Below are 15,603 nucleotides of genomic sequence, written 5' to 3'. Positions count from 1 at the left end.
GCAGGCGGCGAGAGGGGTTCAGTGTGCTTGAACAAATTTTGATCAGTGCGCAACCCAATGTGGGAGCGAGCAAGCCCGCTCCCACTGGGATGGTTACTGGGCGGCCACGCCTTTGAGGTAGGGCGCCGGCGCCGCGCCGAGGTTGCTCAGCATGCGCTCGCTGTACCAGTCGATGAAGTTCACCACGCCGAATTCATAGGTCTTGGAGTAGGGGCCCGGCTGGTAGGCGGTGGAGTTGATCCCGCGCTGGTTTTCTTCGGCCAGGCGACGGTCCTGGTCGTTGGTGGCGTCCCATACCTGGCGCATGCGCTCCACGTCGTAGTCCACGCCTTCGACCGCGTCCTTGTGGACCAGCCACTTGGTGGTGACCATGGTTTCCTGGGCGCTGATCGGCCACACGGTGAACACGATCACGTGGTCGCCCATGCAGTGGTTCCACGAGTGCGGCAGGTGCAGGATACGCATCGAGCCCAGGTCCGGGTTCTTGATGCGGCCCATCAACTTCTTGCAGCCCTGTTTGCCGTCCAGGGTCATCGACACGGTGCCCTTGAGCAGTGGCATACGCACGATGCGGTTGCGCAGGCCGAAGCTGGCGTGGGCGTAAGGGATTTTTTCGGCTTCCCAGGCCGCGGCGCTGGCGGCCACGTGGTCCTTGAAGGCCTGGTCGGCGCGCGGGTCGGTGACGTCGTCCCACTCGAGCAGGGTTTTCAACAGCTCGGGGTGCGAGGCGTTGCAGTGGTAGCACTCGCGGTTGTTTTCCAGCACCAGCTTCCAGTTGGCCTTTTCCATCAAGGTGGTTTGCACCGCCACCTTGGTGTTCTCCATGTCGTAGGGTTCCATGTAGTGGTTCAGGGTCGACAGGAAGTCATCGATGGCCGGCGGGTTCTGCGCCAGGCTGATGAAGATGTAGCCGCCGGCGGTCTTCACGTTGATCGGCTTGAGGCCATACTGCTTCATGTCGAAGTCGGCGCCCATCTCGGTGCCGGCGAACAGCAGGCGGCCGTCCAGTTCGTAGGTCCACTGGTGGTACGGGCAGACCAGCTTGGCGACCTTGCCTTTGTCGCTGGTACACAAGCGCGAACCGCGGTGGCGGCAGACGTTGTGGAACGCATGCACCACGCCATCGGCGCCACGGATCACGATGATCGGGTTCTTGCCCACTTGCAGGGTCAGGAAGTTGCCCTTGGTGGGGATCTCGCAGGTCATGCCGGCGATCAACCATTCTTTCTGGAAGATCTCCTGCATATCGATATCAAACAACCGCTCATCAGAGTAGAACGGCTGTGGCAGCGAGAACGTGCGTTCGCGCTCTTGCAGCATCTGCGCGGTGGCCTTGCGTGCGGGTTCCAGCGGATCGCCCAAGCTTAAGGTTGCGGTGACGTCCATCGTGTGTGTCCTCATGGCCATTCTGTGTGGCCGGCGAAAGTGGCTACGGTTAGTGCAGTGCAAGGCGTAAAGAAAGTGTCGTTGTTGGCAGCGAGTGTGCGGCCGCCGTTGCGGTGAACCTTATCCATGGGCGACATGGCCCAATCTGTTCCCGACGCGCAACCCCCTGTCGTTGGGGGCTGGTCGCGATAAGTATGTGAATGTCGCAGATAGGTAAATGGGTGGTTCTCGCGTTACGCAGAATCGCCACCATAAGGCCGAGCCTCGGCGGTGGAGAACAGCATGTCCAGCAACTTCCTGAATCCGGTAACCACCCAGACCTGGGCCAATGGTCGGCACATTGTCCGTTGCGTCAAAGTCATCCAGGAAACCTGGGACGTTCGCACCTTCTGCTTCATGGCCGACCAACCGATCCTGTTCTTTTTCAAGCCGGGGCAGTTCGTCACCCTGGAGCTGGAAATCGACGGCCAGCCGATCATGCGTTCCTACACCATCTCCAGCTCGCCGTCGGTGCCTTACAGCTTCTCGGTGACGATCAAGCGCGTGCCGGGCGGCAAGGTCTCCAACTGGCTGCACGACACCCTGCACGAGGGCCAGGAGCTGGCGGTCCACGGGCCGGTCGGGCTGTTCAATGCCATCGACTTCCCAAGCCCCAAGGTGCTGTACCTCAGCGGCGGCGTCGGCATTACCCCGGTGATGTCCATGGCGCGCTGGTTCTACGACACCAACGCCAACGTCGACATGACGTTTATCCACAGCGCGCGCTCGCCCAAAGACATCATCTACCACCGCGAGCTGGAGCACATGGCCTCGCGGATCGACAACTTCAGCCTGCACCTGATCTGCGAGAAGCACGGCCTGGGCGAGCCCTGGGCCGGGTATCGCGGCTACCTGAACCACAAGATGCTCGAATTGATGGTGCCGGACTTCCTGGAGCGCGAAGTGTTCTGCTGCGGCCCCACGCCGTACATGACCGCAGTGAAGCGCCTGCTGGAAGCCGCCGGTTTCGACATGACGCGTTATCACGAAGAGTCCTTCGGCGCGACGCCAGCGGAAGCCCGCGCCGATGCGGTGGAACAGGCCGAACAAGCCGCCGATGCGCCGGAAATCGACCTGGCGGACCTGCATCAGGTCGAGTTCATCACCTCGGGCAAGAGCATCCGCGTGGCGCCGGGCGAAACCGTCCACGCCGCTGCGGCCAAGCTCGGCTTGCTGATTCCCAAGGCCTGCGGCATGGGGATTTGCGGCACATGCAAGGTGCTCAAGCTGGGCGGCGAGGTCGAGATGGACCACAACGGCGGGATTACCGAGGAAGACGAAGCCGAGGGCTACATCCTGTCGTGCTGCAGCGTGCCGAAGGGCGACGTGCGGATTGAGTTCTGACCCACACCTTAAGTGGGCACGATCCACTGTGGCAGGGAGCAAGCCCCTGCCACCTTCGTAATCAGGCCCCCATCACTTCGCGAATATCCGCCGCCAGCTCGCGCACGCGCTCTTCCTCGGTGTCCCACGCACACATGAAGCGCGCGCCGCCTTTGCCGATGAAGGTGTAGAAGCGCCAGCCCTTGGCCGTCAGCGCGGCGATCGCCGGTTCCGAGAGTTGCAGGAACACGCCGTTGGCCTGCACCGGGAACATCAATTCCACGCCGGGAATATCCGCCACCAGGCTGCTCAGCAACTGTGCGCAGTGGTTGGCGTGGCGTGCGTGTTTGAGCCAGGCGTCGTTTTCCAGCAGGCCCACCCACGGCGCGGAGAGGAAGCGCATCTTCGACGCGAGCTGGCCGGCCTGTTTGCAGCGGTAGTCGAAGTCTTCGGCCAGTGCGCGGTTGAAGAACAGAATCGCTTCGCCCACGGCCATGCCGTTTTTCGTGCCGCCGAAGCACAACACATCCACCCCGGCTTTCCAGGTCAGGTCGGCCGGCGAACAGCCGAGGAACGCGCAGGCGTTGGCGAAGCGCGCGCCGTCCATGTGCAGGTTCAGGCCGAGCTCTTTGCAGGTGGCGCTGATGGCGCGGATTTCGTCCGGGGTGTACACGCTGCCGACTTCAGTGGCCTGGGTCAGCGTCACCACGCGGGGTTTGGGGTAATGGATGTCCTGGCGCTTGAGGGCGATCTCGCGGATCGATTCCGGGGTCAGCTTGCCGTTTTCGGTGCGCGCGGTGAGCAGCTTGGAACCGTTGGAGAAAAACTCCGGTGCGCCGCATTCGTCGGTCTCGACGTGGGCGGTTTCCGAGCAGATCACGCTATGGTAGCTCTGGCACAGCGACGACAGCGCCAGGGAGTTGGCGGCGGTGCCGTTGAAGGCGAAGAACACTTCGCAGTCGGTCTCGAACAGGTTGCGGAAACCGTCGGCGGCGCGGTGGGTCCATTCGTCATCGCCATAGGCGCGCTGATGGCCGTGGTTGGCTTGTTCCATGGCGGCCCAGGCTTCCGGGCAGATGCCGGAATAGTTATCGCTGGCGAATTGTTGGCTCTTGTCGGTCATGGCCCATTCCTGTGGTCGATGTTGGTGCACACTTTAACCAAGATTGTCTGGGGTGCACACGCACTGTAAATGCAAAGTCACTGGGGAATTATGCACGCTACTGAAACGATTCCTGTCGGACGTGTCCGCGATGGCGCCTTGGATTTGCTCAAGTGGCTGGCGCTGCTGAGCATGGTGCTGGACCACTTGCGTTATGTCGGGTTGAGCCTGGATGGCCTGTATGTGCCGGGGCGCCTGGCGTTCCCGTGGTTTTGCCTGGCGATTGCGGCGAATGTGTATCGGGTGCGAGACGCGCCAGTGAGCGGCCGCTGGCGTTACCTGGGCTGGTTGCTGTTGTTCAGCCTGATCAGTGAAGTGCCGTACCGGCTGTTCATCGAAGATGCCGATACGTTGAATGTGTTGCCCACCTTGGCGTTGGGCCTGCTGGTTGCCCGAGGATGGCAGCAGAAGGCGCTGGTTGATCGAGGATTGGCGCTGATTTCCCTGGCGATAGGCGCTGTGTTTTCCACGCAGCTGATGTTCGGTTTCTTCGGTGTATTGCTGCCGTGGGCGATGGTGTTGGTGTTTCGTCGGCCATGGTATTTCAGCGTATTTCCGGGGCTGCTGTGTGTGGCAGCCAATCAATGGCAGATTCTGCTCGATAGCGGCACGCCGGTGGCGTGGATGGGGTTGGCGGCATGCCTGATCGCGCCATTGGCCGGCCTGGTCCTGTTGCGACATGTCAAAAACGCCACGCCGCCGGCAATGCGCCGCTGGGCGTATGCCCTCTATCCTGTGCATTTCCTGCTGCTGCTACTCGTCCGTCAAATCATCGCCTAACCAGTGTGCGAGGGGGCTTGCCCCCGATAGCGGTGTGTCAGCCACGGCATGTGCAAGCTGATCCACCGCTATCGGGGGCAAGCCCCTCCCACATTTGTTCTGCGTTGTTCCAGCAATGTCGTAAACGCACCTTTGCGTGGCGTCCGTAGGCATTTGACCTGCCTGCGCCAGCCCTACCATCGCATCAAAGGGCCCTGCACGGGCCTTAACAATACGAAAGGCTGGGAGAGACGCGATGTTCAGCAAACAAGACCAGATCCAGGGTTATGACGATGCACTGCTCGCGGCGATGAATGCCGAGGAGCAGCGGCAGGAAGATCATATCGAGCTGATCGCGTCGGAGAACTACACCAGCAAGCGCGTGATGCAAGCCCAGGGCAGCGGCCTGACCAACAAGTACGCCGAAGGCTACCCAGGCAAGCGCTACTACGGTGGCTGCGAGCATGTGGACAAGGTCGAAGCCCTGGCCATCGAACGCGCCAAGCAGTTGTTCGGCGCCGACTACGCCAACGTGCAGCCGCATTCCGGCTCATCCGCCAACAGCGCGGTGTACCTGGCGCTGTTGAACGCCGGTGACACCATCCTCGGCATGAGCCTGGCCCACGGCGGCCACCTGACCCACGGCGCCAAAGTGTCGTCCTCGGGCAAGCTGTACAACGCGGTGCAATACGGCATCAACACCGACACCGGGCTGATCGACTACGACGAAGTCGAGCGCCTGGCCGTGGAGCACCAGCCGAAGATGGTGGTGGCCGGTTTCTCCGCCTACTCCAAGACCCTGGATTTCCCACGCTTCCGTCAGATCGCCGACAAGGTCGGTGCGCTGCTGTTCGTCGACATGGCCCACGTCGCCGGCCTGGTGGCCGCCGGTCTGTACCCGAACCCGCTGCCCTACGCCGACGTGGTCACCACCACCACCCACAAGACCCTGCGCGGTCCGCGTGGCGGCCTGATTCTGGCGCGTGCCAACGAAACGATCGAAAAGAAACTCAACGCCGCTGTATTCCCTGGCGCCCAGGGCGGCCCGCTGATGCACGTCATCGCCGGCAAGGCGGTGTGCTTCAAGGAAGCCCAGGAGCCTGGCTTCAAGGCCTATCAGCAGCAAGTGATCGACAACGCCCAGGCCATGGCCGGCGTGTTTATCAAACGCGGCTACGATGTAGTGTCCGGCGGCACCGATAACCATCTGTTCCTGGTCAGCCTGATTCGCCAGGGCCTCACCGGTAAAGACGCGGACGCCGCCCTCGGTCGCGCCCACATCACCGTCAACAAGAACGCCGTGCCGAATGACCCGCAGTCGCCGTTCGTGACGTCGGGCCTGCGTATCGGCACGCCGGCGGTGACCACGCGCGGTTTCAAGGTGCCGCAATGCATCGAGCTGGCCGGCTGGATCTGCGACATCCTCGACAACCTCGGCGACGCCGATGTCGAGGCCGACGTGGCCAAGCGCGTGTCGGCCCTGTGCGCTGATTTCCCGGTTTATCGCTGAGCGCGGTTTTGGAGTAATGACTATGCAACGCTACTCGGGCTTCGGCCTCTTCAAGCACTCACTCAGCCACCACGAAAACTGGCAGAAGATGTGGCGCACGCCGACCCCTAAAAAGGTGTACGACGTGGTCATCGTCGGCGGTGGCGGGCATGGTCTGGCGACCGCCTATTACCTGGCCAAGGAGCACGGCATCACCAATGTGGCCGTGGTCGAAAAGGGCTGGCTGGGCGGCGGTAACACCGCGCGCAACACCACCATCGTGCGTTCCAACTACCTGTGGGACGAGTCGGCGCACCTGTACGAACACGCGATGAAACTGTGGGAAGGCCTGTCCCAGGACCTGAACTACAACGTGATGTTCTCCCAGCGCGGCGTCTACAACCTGTGCCACACCCTGCAGGACATCCGCGATTCCGAACGTCGCGTCAGCGCCAACCGCCTCAACGGCGTGGACGGCGAACTGCTCAACGCCAAACAGGTCGCGGACGAGATTCCGTACCTGGATTGCTCGAAGAACACCCGCTACCCGGTGATGGGCGCCACCGTGCAACGGCGCGGCGGCGTGGCCCGTCACGATGCCGTGGCCTGGGGCTTTGCCCGCGCCGCCGACGCCCTCGGAGTGGATTTGATCCAGCAGACCGAAGTGATCGGCTTTCGCAAGGAAAACGGCGTGTGCATCGGCGTCGAAACCAACAAGGGGTTTATCGGCGCCAAGCGCGTCGGTGTGGTCACCGCCGGTAACTCCGGGCACATGGCTTCGCTCGCCGGTTTCCGCCTGCCGATCGAATCGCACCCGCTGCAAGCACTGGTGTCGGAGCCGATCAAGCCGATTATCGACAGCGTGATCATGTCCAACGCCGTACACGGTTACATCAGCCAGTCCGACAAGGGCGACCTGGTGATCGGCGCCGGTATCGACGGCTACAACGGCTACGGCCAGCGCGGTTCGTACCCGGTGATCGAACACACCATCCAGGCCATCGTCGAGATGTTCCCGGTGCTCTCGCGCGTGCGTATGAACCGCCAGTGGGGCGGCATCGTCGACACCACGCCGGACGCCTGCCCGATCATCTCCAAGACCCCGGTGCCGAACATGTTCTTCAACTGCGGTTGGGGCACGGGCGGTTTCAAGGCCACTCCCGGTTCAGGCAACGTGTTTGCCGCGAGCCTGGCCAAGGGTGAAATGCACCCGCTGGCCGCACCTTTCTCCATCGACCGTTTCCACAACGGTGCGTTGATCGACGAACACGGCGCTGCGGCCGTCGCCCACTAACAGGAGAAATTCCCTATGTTGCATATCTTCTGTCCTCACTGTGGCGAACTGCGCTCCGAAGAGGAATTCCATGCCTCCGGCCAAGCGCACATCCCACGCCCGCTGGACCCCAACACCTGCACCGATGAAGAGTGGGGCGACTACATGTTCTTCCGCGACAACCCCCGTGGCCTGCACCACGAACTGTGGATTCACGCCGCCGGTTGCCGTCAGTACTTCAACGCGACCCGCGACACGCTGACCTACGAAATTCTTGAAACCTACAAAATCGGCACCAAGCCACAATTCACCGCCAAGGCTGCTGGAGCGAAGGTATGAGCCAGATCAATCGCCTGTCCAACGGTGGCCGGATCGACCGTAACAAAGTCCTGACCTTCAGCTTCAACGGCCAGACCTACAAAGGCTTCGAAGGCGACACCCTGGCCGCCGCGCTGCTGGCCAACGGTGTCGACATCATCGGCCGCAGCTTCAAGTACTCGCGCCCACGCGGCATCTTTGCTGCCGGTGCCGAAGAGCCGAACGCGGTGCTGCAGATCGGCGCCACCGAAGCCACCCAGATTCCCAACGTGCGCGCCACGCAACAGGCGTTGTACCAGGGCCTCGTCGCCACCAGCACCAACGGCTGGCCGAGCGTGAACAACGACGTGATGGGCATTCTCGGCAAAGTCGGCGGCAAGCTGATGCCGCCGGGGTTCTACTACAAAACCTTCATGTACCCGCAGTCGTTCTGGATGACCTACGAGAAGTACATCCGCAAGGCTGCAGGTTTAGGCCGCTCGCCGACCGAGAACGACCCGGACACCTACGACAACTTCAACCGGCATTGCGACGTGCTGGTGGTCGGTGCCGGCCCGGCCGGTCTGGCCGCTGCACTGGCCGCTGCGCGCAGCGGCGCCCGCGTGATCATCGCCGATGAGCAGGAAGAGTTCGGCGGCTCGTTGCTCGATTCGCGCGAAAGCCTCGACGGCAAGCCGGCCACCGAGTGGGTCGCCAGCGTCATCGCCGAACTCAAAGCCCTGCCGGATGTGGTGCTGCTGCCCCGCGCCACCGTCAACGGTTACCACGACCATAACTTCCTGACCATTCACGAGCGTCTCACCGATCACCTCGGCGACCGTGCGCCGATCGGCCAGGTGCGCCAGCGTATCCACCGTGTGCGTGCCAAGCGCGTGGTGCTGGCGACCGGTGCGTGCGAGCGTCCGCTGGTGTACGCCAACAACGACGTGCCGGGCAATATGCTCGCCGGTGCAGTCTCGACTTACGTGCGCCGTTACGGCGTGGCACCCGGCAAGAAACTGGTGCTGTCGACCAACAACGATCACGCCTACCGCGTCGCTCTGGACTGGTTGGAAGCCGGCCTGAAAGTGGTGGCCGTGGCCGATGCCCGCCATAACCCACGCGGCGCGCTGGTGGAAGAAGCCCGCGCCAAAGGCATTCGTATCCTCACCGGCAGCGCCGTGATCGAAGCCCGTGGCAGCAAGCATGTGAGCGGCGCCCGTGTTGCCGCCATCGATGTCAAAGCGCATACCGTCACCAGCCCCGGCGAGTGGCTGGACTGCGACCTGGTGGCCAGCTCCGGCGGCTACAGCCCGGTGGTCCACCTGGCCTCGCACCTGGGCGGCAAGCCGACCTGGCGCGAAGACATCCTCGGTTTTGTACCGGGCGAAGCACCGCAAAAGCGCGTGTGCGTTGGCGGTATCAACGGCGTCTACGGCCTGGGCGATTCCCTGGCGGACGGTTTTGAAGGGGGCGTGCGCGCCGCCAGCGAAGCCGGTTTTAGCCCGGTGGAAGGCACGCTGCCCAAAGCCTTGAACCGCCTGGAAGAGCCGACGCTGGCGCTGTTCCAGGTGCCTCACGAGAAAGCCACTGCACGGGCGCCCAAGCAATTCGTCGACCTGCAGAACGACGTCACCGCGGCCGCCATCGAACTGGCGACCCGCGAAGGTTTCGAGTCGGTGGAACACGTCAAGCGCTACACCGCGCTGGGCTTCGGCACCGACCAGGGCAAGCTGGGTAACGTCAACGGCCTGGCCATTGCGGCGCGTTCGCTGAACGTGACCATCCCGCAGATGGGCACCACCATGTTCCGCCCCAACTACACGCCGGTGACCTTCGGCGCGGTTGCGGGGCGGCACTGTGGGCACATCTTCGAGCCCGTTCGCTACACCGCGCTGCACGCCTGGCATGTGAAGAATGGCGCCGAGTTTGAAGACGTCGGCCAGTGGAAACGCCCGTGGTACTTCCCGCGCAACGGTGAAGACCTGCACGCGGCGGTCAAGCGCGAATGCCTGGCGGTGCGCGACAGCGTCGGCCTGCTGGATGCGTCGACCCTCGGCAAGATCGACATCCAGGGCCCGGATGCCCGCGAGTTCCTCAACCGCATCTACAGCAACGCCTGGACCAAGCTCGACGTGGGCAAGGCGCGCTACGGCCTGATGTGCAAAGAAGACGGCATGGTCTTCGACGACGGCGTGACCGCTTGCCTGGCCGACAACCACTTCCTGATGACCACCACCACCGGCGGCGCGGCCCGGGTGCTGCAATGGCTGGAAATCTACCAACAGACCGAATGGCCGGACCTCAAGGTCTACTTCACCTCGGTCACCGACCACTGGGCGACCATGACCCTGTCGGGCCCCAACAGCCGCAAGCTGCTGGCCGAAGTCACCGACATCGACCTGGACAAGGACGGCTTCCCGTTCATGACCTGGAAAGAAGGCCTGGTCGGCGGCGTGCCGGCGCGGGTGTTCCGCATCTCGTTCACCGGCGAGCTGTCGTATGAAGTCAACGTGCAGGCCGACTACGCCATGGGCGTGCTGGAGCAAATCGTCGAGGCCGGCAAAAAGTACAACCTGACCCCGTATGGCACCGAAACCATGCACGTCCTGCGGGCCGAGAAGGGCTTCATCATCGTCGGCCAGGACACCGACGGTTCGATGACCCCGGACGACCTGAACATGGGCTGGTGCGTCGGCCGTACCAAGCCGTTCTCGTGGATCGGCTGGCGCGGCATGAACCGCGAAGACTGCGTGCGCGAAGATCGCAAGCAATTGGTCGGCCTCAAGCCGATCGATCCAGCGGTGTGGCTGCCGGAAGGCGCGCAACTGGTGTTCGACGCCAAGCAGACGATCCCGATGAAGATGGTCGGCCATGTCACCTCCAGCTACGCGCACAACTCCCTCGGTTATTCGTTTGCGCTGGCGGTGGTCAAGGGCGGCTTGAAGCGCATCGGCGAGCGGGTGTTTTCGCCGCAAGCGGATGGCAGCGTGATCGAGGCGGAGATTGTGTCCTCGGTGTTCTTTGATCCGAAAGGCGACCGCCAGAACATCTGATAGACCGAGGCGCGCCATCGGGAGACAGGGGAATGCATTCCAAATGTGGGAGGGGGCTTGCCCCCGATGACGCCAGTAGCCACACAACAGAATTCAGCAAAGGTGCTCTATGACAGCAGCCAACGTATACCAACAACGCCCCACCACCGGGGCCAAGGCCGAGTCGTCGCTGCACCATGCCGACCTCGCCAGCCTGGTCGGCAAGGGCCGCAAGAATGCCGGCGTGACCGTGCGTGAAAAGAAACTGCTCGGCCACCTGACTATTCGCGGCGACGGCCATGACGCCGCCTTCGCCGCTGGCGTCCACAAGGCCCTGGGCATCGAACTGCCCGGCGCGCTGACGGTGATCGTCAACGGCGACACCAGCCTGCAATGGCTCGGCCCGGACGAGTGGCTGCTGGTGGTGCCGAGCGGTGAAGAATTCGCCGCCGAACAAAACCTGCGTGCCGCCCTGGGCGATCTGCATATCCAGATCGTCAATGTCAGCGGCGGCCAACAGATCCTCGAACTGCGCGGCCCGAACGTGCGCGACGTGCTGATGAAGTCCACCAGCTACGACGTACACCCCAACAACTTCCCGGTGGGCAAGGCGGTGGGCACGGTGTTCGCCAAGTCGCAATTGGTGATCCGCCATACCGCCGAAGACACTTGGGAGCTGGTGATTCGTCGCAGCTTCTCGGATTACTGGTGGTTGTGGTTGCAGGATGCCTCGGCCGAATTCGGCCTGAGCGTTCAAGCCTGATATGACCCCCACCCCCCTCACCCGCCACCCTGTAGGAGCGAGCTTGCTCGCGAAAACCTCAAGGGCACCGTGGTCATCCAGGATGCCCGCGTTATCGTTGACGATTTTCGCGAGCAAGCTCGCTCCTACAGGGGTGGGTGAGGCCGGGCTTTGCTTGAGGAGTGACCTGTCATGAGCCGCGCACCCGACACATGGATTTTGACCGCCGACTGCCCCAGCGTGCTCGGCACGGTGGACGCGGTCACCCGCTACCTGTTCGAGCAGGGTTGCTACGTCACCGAGCACCACTCGTTCGATGACCGGCTGTCAGGGCGCTTTTTTATCCGCGTGGAGTTTCGTCAGCCGGAGGGTTTCGATGAGCAAGCGTTCCGCGATGGCCTGGCCGCGCGCGGGGAAGCCTTTGGCATGGTCTTCGAACTGACGGCGCCGAACTATCGGCCCAAAGTGGTGATCATGGTGTCCAAGGCCGATCACTGCCTGAACGACTTGTTGTATCGCCAGCGTATCGGCCAACTGTCGATGGACGTGGTCGCGGTGGTGTCCAACCACCCCGATCTGAAACCGTTGGCCGACTGGCACCAGATTCCCTACTACCACTTCGCCCTAGACCCCAACGACAAACCGTCCCAGGAGCGTCAGGTGTGGCAAGTGATCGAACAGACCGGCGCGGAACTGGTGATCCTTGCGCGCTACATGCAAGTGCTGTCGCCGGAGCTGTGCCGCAAGCTGGATGGCAAGGCGATCAATATCCACCACTCGTTGTTGCCGGGGTTCAAGGGCGCCAAGCCGTATCACCAGGCGTACAACAAGGGCGTGAAGCTGGTCGGCGCGACGGCGCATTACATCAACAACGACCTGGATGAAGGCCCGATCATCGCCCAGGGTGTGGAGGTGGTGGATCACAGCCATTACCCCGAGGATCTGATTGCCAAGGGGCGCGATATTGAAGGGCTGACCCTGGCCCGGGCGGTGGGGTATCACATTGAACGGCGGGTGTTTTTGAATGCCAATAGAACGGTGGTGCTCTGACTGACGCCATCGGGGGCAAGCCCCCTCCCACAGGGGAATGCATTCCAAATGTGGGAGGGGGCTTGCCCCCGATGAGGCCCTAACAAACAACACAAGAAACAGCATCTGTACCCCGAGCACTCAACGCGCTGCCCACCCACGGGCAACGCGCTTTCATAAAAACAACAGCGAGGTGAAAGCATGTCTGGTAATCGTGGTGTCGTGTATCTCGGCAACGGCAAGGTCGAAGTACAGAAAATCGACTATCCCAAAATGCAGGACCCCCGTGGCAGGAAGATTGAGCACGGCGTCATCCTGCGCGTGGTCTCCACCAACATCTGCGGCTCCGACCAACACATGGTGCGCGGCCGCACCACTGCCCAGACCGGCCTGGTGCTCGGTCACGAGATCACCGGTGAAGTGATCGAGAAGGGCAGCGACGTCGAGAACCTGAAAATCGGCGACCTGGTGTCCGTGCCCTTCAACGTTGCCTGCGGCCGCTGCCGCTCCTGCAAAGAGCAACACACCGGCGTGTGCCTCACCGTCAACCCGGCCCGTGCCGGTGGCGCCTACGGCTATGTCGACATGGGCGACTGGACCGGCGGCCAAGCCGAATACGTGCTGGTGCCCTACGCTGACTTCAACCTGCTGAAACTGCCGGACCGCGACAAGGCCATGGAGAAAATCCGCGACCTGACCTGCCTCTCCGACATCCTGCCCACCGGCTACCACGGCGCCGTCACCGCCGGCGTTGGCCCTGGCAGCACCGTCTACATCGCCGGTGCCGGCCCGGTCGGCCTGGCCGCTGCCGCTTCCGCACGCCTGCTGGGCGCGGCGGTGGTGATCATCGGCGACGTCAACTCCATCCGCCTGGCCCATGCCAAGGCGCAAGGGTTTGAAGTGGTCGACCTGTCCACCGACACGCCGCTGCACGAACAGATCGCTGCCTTGCTCGGTGAGCCGGAAGTGGACTGCGCCGTCGACTGCGTGGGCTTCGAAGCACGCGGCCACGGGCATGACGGCGTCAAGCACGAAGCCCCGGCCACGGTGCTCAACTCACTGATGGGCGTGGTGCGCGTGGCAGGCAAGATCGGTATCCCCGGCCTGTACGTCACCGAAGACCCTGGCGCCGTCGACGCTGCCGCGAAGATGGGCAGCCTGAGCATCCGTTTTGGTCTGGGCTGGGCCAAATCCCACAGCTTCCACACCGGGCAAACGCCGGTGATGAAGTACAACCGCCAGTTGATGCAGGCGATCATGTGGGACCGTATTCACATTGCCGACATCGCCGGGGTTGAGGTGATCAGCCTGGATGACGCGCCGCGTGGGTATGGCGAGTTTGATGCGGGCGTGCCGAAGAAGTTTGTGATTGATCCGCATAAGTTGTTCAGCGCGGCGTAACGAAAAGGGCGACTTCGAGTCGCCCTTTTCATTCATGCGTAAATGAGCATTTGGAAATGTCCTGGGCTTCGCAATGCGTGCCTTTCCAGTCACCTATAGGGATAAGGTTCCAATCAGAGATAGGTTTGAGCGTGACCGAAAAGCTCGCGTCGTTATTCATTGGCCCTTCGTAGGTGCAGATGACGGCTTTGTGGTCGGCATCGTACCGGGCATCGTGAAACGTCGAATCAGTAAGGTACGACGCTGTCGCCTGCTGGTTTTCACCTGCCCAGATGCGTCCATCGGACTGTGATGCTTCATAGCGGTAACCTCCACTGGCCATCGCCGTTTGTTTGATGTTTTGGATCGGCGGGCAGGTGGAAGTCGCCGCGTGGGTGTTGTTCATCAGTGCCACAGTGGCTAACACACCTGCAAGCAGTGCAGTTTTCATAGCCCAACTCCTGTGGGGCGTGGAAGGCTCTATGCTGCAGGTGATGTTCCGGCGGCAGCTACTGTTAGAAGTGACAGTGCTTTAGAAGAAGTTGAGATTAAAGAGTGGTTTTTTATTGCCAGAGATGCAAAAAATCGACACGCGTGCAGGTGATCAGACTGGATGATGCGCCGCCCGAGTATTAAAAGAGAGTGGCGTTCTGGCCACACTCTTTATTTTTATAAAACTTATTGATACGGACACTCTTCAGGCGATGACTTAACGCAGTCCCTCGCAATAATATCAGCCTCCGTCATGTCGCTGGGTGATTTGGTTTTAGCTTTGACTTCTCTGTCAAAGCTATCTGTGGCCACACTTTTCCAATTTCCGCCTACAGCTTTGATGGGTTGGCCTGGATTAAAAGACATTGTTATAAATTGATTGTTCTGGTCTTGGTAGCGGCAAAAAACTCTCCAATCTTTTTTTCTGCTTGGATCTGTTTCATTATTCGCTTTTTGGATGCGGGCGTTCACGAACCTAAGGTTAGAAAGGCTGATATCTGGAGCTGTGGCGCTGGAAGTCCACTGTGAACGTGCGCCTTCAACGCCATCTGCAACGTAGGAATCGCCTACTTTGGCTATATTAAACGCGTACGCGCAGTTTCCCGCGTAGGTGTTGCTGGCTGCTGCTGTTAGAAGGAGAAGAGTGACAATTGATACTTTGGCGTGCATGGTCTTGTGCTCCATTTTCATTGTGTGGAGGGCCATCATCCGGAGCCAAGGCTTATTGCTCTACTGTTGAAATTGACAGTTTTTATATTGATTTGAGATATTGTTAATTGTTTATTGATATAAGTAGGGTCTGTTTGTCTTTCTGGCGTTAATGGTTCTTCATTGCGGTTGTGGTGACTCCGGCTTTTATGAGGCCCCTGCGCTGGAAAGTTTGTGGTTGATCACGTTCTCGCGCCTGAAGCCCGGTTAAAAAGAGGAGATAGTTGGTGAGCGCAGCAATCAACAGCAGCACCTCTATTCGCTTTGGGCTCATGCTTCGATGCAGATTAAAACCCAGCCCCAAGTGCTCACTTTTCACATCTCGGAAGCCTCCTTCGATCTGCATACGCCGCTTATAAATTGCCACGATTTTGCTGAATTCCACTCGCTTTGCTTCAGATTGCTTGTCAGCAACCACGGCTCTCGCTCACGACTGGCGGACTGCCGGCTGAGCTTGCTTTTGGCGATTGATCCAGTGACTCGTTGATG

Annotated in this window: 14 protein-coding genes; 9 read left to right on the top strand and 5 right to left on the bottom strand. The window is 61.3% G+C overall.

Annotated features, from left to right (window positions below):
• Window positions 1-93 precede the first annotated feature (93 nt).
• Window positions 94-1,386, bottom strand: coding sequence for a glycine-betaine demethylase subunit GbcA (gene gbcA / locus RGV59_RS03160; protein WP_017847882.1), 1,293 nt, complete (start codon window positions 1,384-1,386; stop codon window positions 94-96).
• A 282-nt stretch (window positions 1,387-1,668) separates the two neighbouring features.
• Between gbcA and gbcB the strand changes: the two genes are divergently transcribed.
• Window positions 1,669-2,769, top strand: a complete 1,101-nt coding sequence (gene gbcB, locus RGV59_RS03155) for a glycine-betaine demethylase subunit GbcB (protein ID WP_017847881.1) — start codon at window positions 1,669-1,671, stop codon at window positions 2,767-2,769.
• Window positions 2,770-2,830: 61 nt separating this feature from the next.
• Here the strand turns inward: gbcB and RGV59_RS03150 are convergent, their stop codons facing one another.
• Window positions 2,831-3,871: a threonine aldolase family protein gene (locus tag RGV59_RS03150; RefSeq protein ID WP_017847880.1), complete on the bottom strand. Its 1,041-nt coding sequence runs from the start codon at window positions 3,869-3,871 to the stop codon at window positions 2,831-2,833.
• A gap of 90 nt (window positions 3,872-3,961) precedes the next feature.
• On the opposite strand from RGV59_RS03150, the gene RGV59_RS03145 reads away from it, so the two are divergent.
• The 8 genes from RGV59_RS03145 to fdhA all read left to right on the top strand — a co-directional run bounded on the left by RGV59_RS03145 (window position 3,962) and on the right by fdhA (window position 13,935).
• Window positions 3,962-4,690 (top strand): TraX family protein, encoded by a 729-nt coding sequence (locus RGV59_RS03145; protein ID WP_322246878.1) that lies wholly within the window; start codon window positions 3,962-3,964, stop codon window positions 4,688-4,690.
• A gap of 235 nt (window positions 4,691-4,925) precedes the next feature.
• Complete coding sequence (gene glyA / locus RGV59_RS03140) at window positions 4,926-6,179, top strand: serine hydroxymethyltransferase (RefSeq protein WP_017847878.1); 1,254 nt, start codon at window positions 4,926-4,928, stop codon at window positions 6,177-6,179.
• Window positions 6,180-6,201: 22 nt separating this feature from the next.
• Entirely contained in the window at window positions 6,202-7,452 is a 1,251-nt protein-coding gene (locus RGV59_RS03135) for a sarcosine oxidase subunit beta (RefSeq protein WP_003209185.1), read from the top strand.
• Window positions 7,453-7,467: 15 nt separating this feature from the next.
• On the top strand, window positions 7,468-7,770 hold the full coding sequence (locus tag RGV59_RS03130; RefSeq protein WP_275959521.1) for a sarcosine oxidase subunit delta: 303 nt from the start codon (window positions 7,468-7,470) through the stop codon (window positions 7,768-7,770).
• Window positions 7,767-10,784 carry a sarcosine oxidase subunit alpha gene (locus tag RGV59_RS03125; RefSeq protein ID WP_322246877.1) on the top strand — a complete coding sequence of 1,006 codons (3,018 nt, stop codon included), beginning with the start codon at window positions 7,767-7,769 and terminating at the stop codon, window positions 10,782-10,784. The genes RGV59_RS03130 and RGV59_RS03125 overlap by 4 nt, the downstream gene beginning before the upstream one ends.
• Window positions 10,785-10,893: 109 nt before the next feature.
• Window positions 10,894-11,526 carry a sarcosine oxidase subunit gamma gene (locus RGV59_RS03120; RefSeq protein WP_046487905.1) on the top strand — a complete coding sequence of 211 codons (633 nt, stop codon included), beginning with the start codon at window positions 10,894-10,896 and terminating at the stop codon, window positions 11,524-11,526.
• Between the two features lie 171 nt (window positions 11,527-11,697).
• Window positions 11,698-12,555 (top strand): formyltetrahydrofolate deformylase, encoded by an 858-nt coding sequence (purU, locus tag RGV59_RS03115; protein ID WP_046487903.1) that lies wholly within the window; start codon window positions 11,698-11,700, stop codon window positions 12,553-12,555.
• 180 nt (window positions 12,556-12,735) lie between these two features.
• Window positions 12,736-13,935 (top strand): formaldehyde dehydrogenase, glutathione-independent, encoded by a 1,200-nt coding sequence (fdhA, locus tag RGV59_RS03110; protein ID WP_322246876.1) that lies wholly within the window; start codon window positions 12,736-12,738, stop codon window positions 13,933-13,935.
• A 28-nt stretch (window positions 13,936-13,963) separates the two neighbouring features.
• On the opposite strand, the gene RGV59_RS03105 is transcribed toward fdhA, so the two are convergent.
• The 3 genes from RGV59_RS03105 to RGV59_RS03095 form a co-directional block, all read right to left on the bottom strand.
• Entirely contained in the window at window positions 13,964-14,365 is a 402-nt protein-coding gene (locus tag RGV59_RS03105) for a DUF3757 domain-containing protein (protein WP_322246875.1), read from the bottom strand.
• Between the two features lie 227 nt (window positions 14,366-14,592).
• Window positions 14,593-15,075, bottom strand: a complete 483-nt coding sequence (locus RGV59_RS03100; protein WP_158243624.1) for a DUF3757 domain-containing protein — start codon at window positions 15,073-15,075, stop codon at window positions 14,593-14,595.
• Between the two features lie 148 nt (window positions 15,076-15,223).
• Window positions 15,224-15,532 carry a hypothetical protein gene (locus RGV59_RS03095; RefSeq protein WP_416152038.1) on the bottom strand — a complete coding sequence of 103 codons (309 nt, stop codon included), beginning with the start codon at window positions 15,530-15,532 and terminating at the stop codon, window positions 15,224-15,226.
• Window positions 15,533-15,603 lie beyond the last annotated feature (71 nt).

It is taken from the genome of Pseudomonas sp. FG1, assembly GCF_034313875.1.
GTDB classification, from domain to species: domain Bacteria; phylum Pseudomonadota; class Gammaproteobacteria; order Pseudomonadales; family Pseudomonadaceae; genus Aquipseudomonas; species Aquipseudomonas veronii.
The sequence above is the reverse complement of the archived record's forward strand: the minus strand, read 5'-3'. Positions and strand labels throughout refer to the sequence as shown.

What these genes read in the sequence shown, in the direction of transcription:
- gbcB (WP_017847881.1), top strand. Translation starts at nt 1,669, where the DNA reads ATGTCCAGCAACTTCCTGAATCCGGTAACCACCCAGACCTGGGCCAAT.
- fdhA (WP_322246876.1), top strand. Translation starts at nt 12,736, where the DNA reads ATGTCTGGTAATCGTGGTGTCGTGTATCTCGGCAACGGCAAGGTCGAA.
- purU (WP_046487903.1), top strand. Translation starts at nt 11,698, where the DNA reads ATGAGCCGCGCACCCGACACATGGATTTTGACCGCCGACTGCCCCAGC.
- RGV59_RS03130 (WP_275959521.1), top strand. Translation starts at nt 7,468, where the DNA reads ATGTTGCATATCTTCTGTCCTCACTGTGGCGAACTGCGCTCCGAAGAG.
- gbcA (WP_017847882.1), bottom strand. Translation starts at nt 1,386, where the DNA reads ATGGACGTCACCGCAACCTTAAGCTTGGGCGATCCGCTGGAACCCGCA.
- RGV59_RS03145 (WP_322246878.1), top strand. Translation starts at nt 3,962, where the DNA reads ATGCACGCTACTGAAACGATTCCTGTCGGACGTGTCCGCGATGGCGCC.
- RGV59_RS03105 (WP_322246875.1), bottom strand. Translation starts at nt 14,365, where the DNA reads ATGAAAACTGCACTGCTTGCAGGTGTGTTAGCCACTGTGGCACTGATG.
- RGV59_RS03135 (WP_003209185.1), top strand. Translation starts at nt 6,202, where the DNA reads ATGCAACGCTACTCGGGCTTCGGCCTCTTCAAGCACTCACTCAGCCAC.
- RGV59_RS03125 (WP_322246877.1), top strand. Translation starts at nt 7,767, where the DNA reads ATGAGCCAGATCAATCGCCTGTCCAACGGTGGCCGGATCGACCGTAAC.
- RGV59_RS03100 (WP_158243624.1), bottom strand. Translation starts at nt 15,075, where the DNA reads ATGCACGCCAAAGTATCAATTGTCACTCTTCTCCTTCTAACAGCAGCA.
- RGV59_RS03150 (WP_017847880.1), bottom strand. Translation starts at nt 3,871, where the DNA reads ATGACCGACAAGAGCCAACAATTCGCCAGCGATAACTATTCCGGCATC.
- glyA (WP_017847878.1), top strand. Translation starts at nt 4,926, where the DNA reads ATGTTCAGCAAACAAGACCAGATCCAGGGTTATGACGATGCACTGCTC.
- RGV59_RS03120 (WP_046487905.1), top strand. Translation starts at nt 10,894, where the DNA reads ATGACAGCAGCCAACGTATACCAACAACGCCCCACCACCGGGGCCAAG.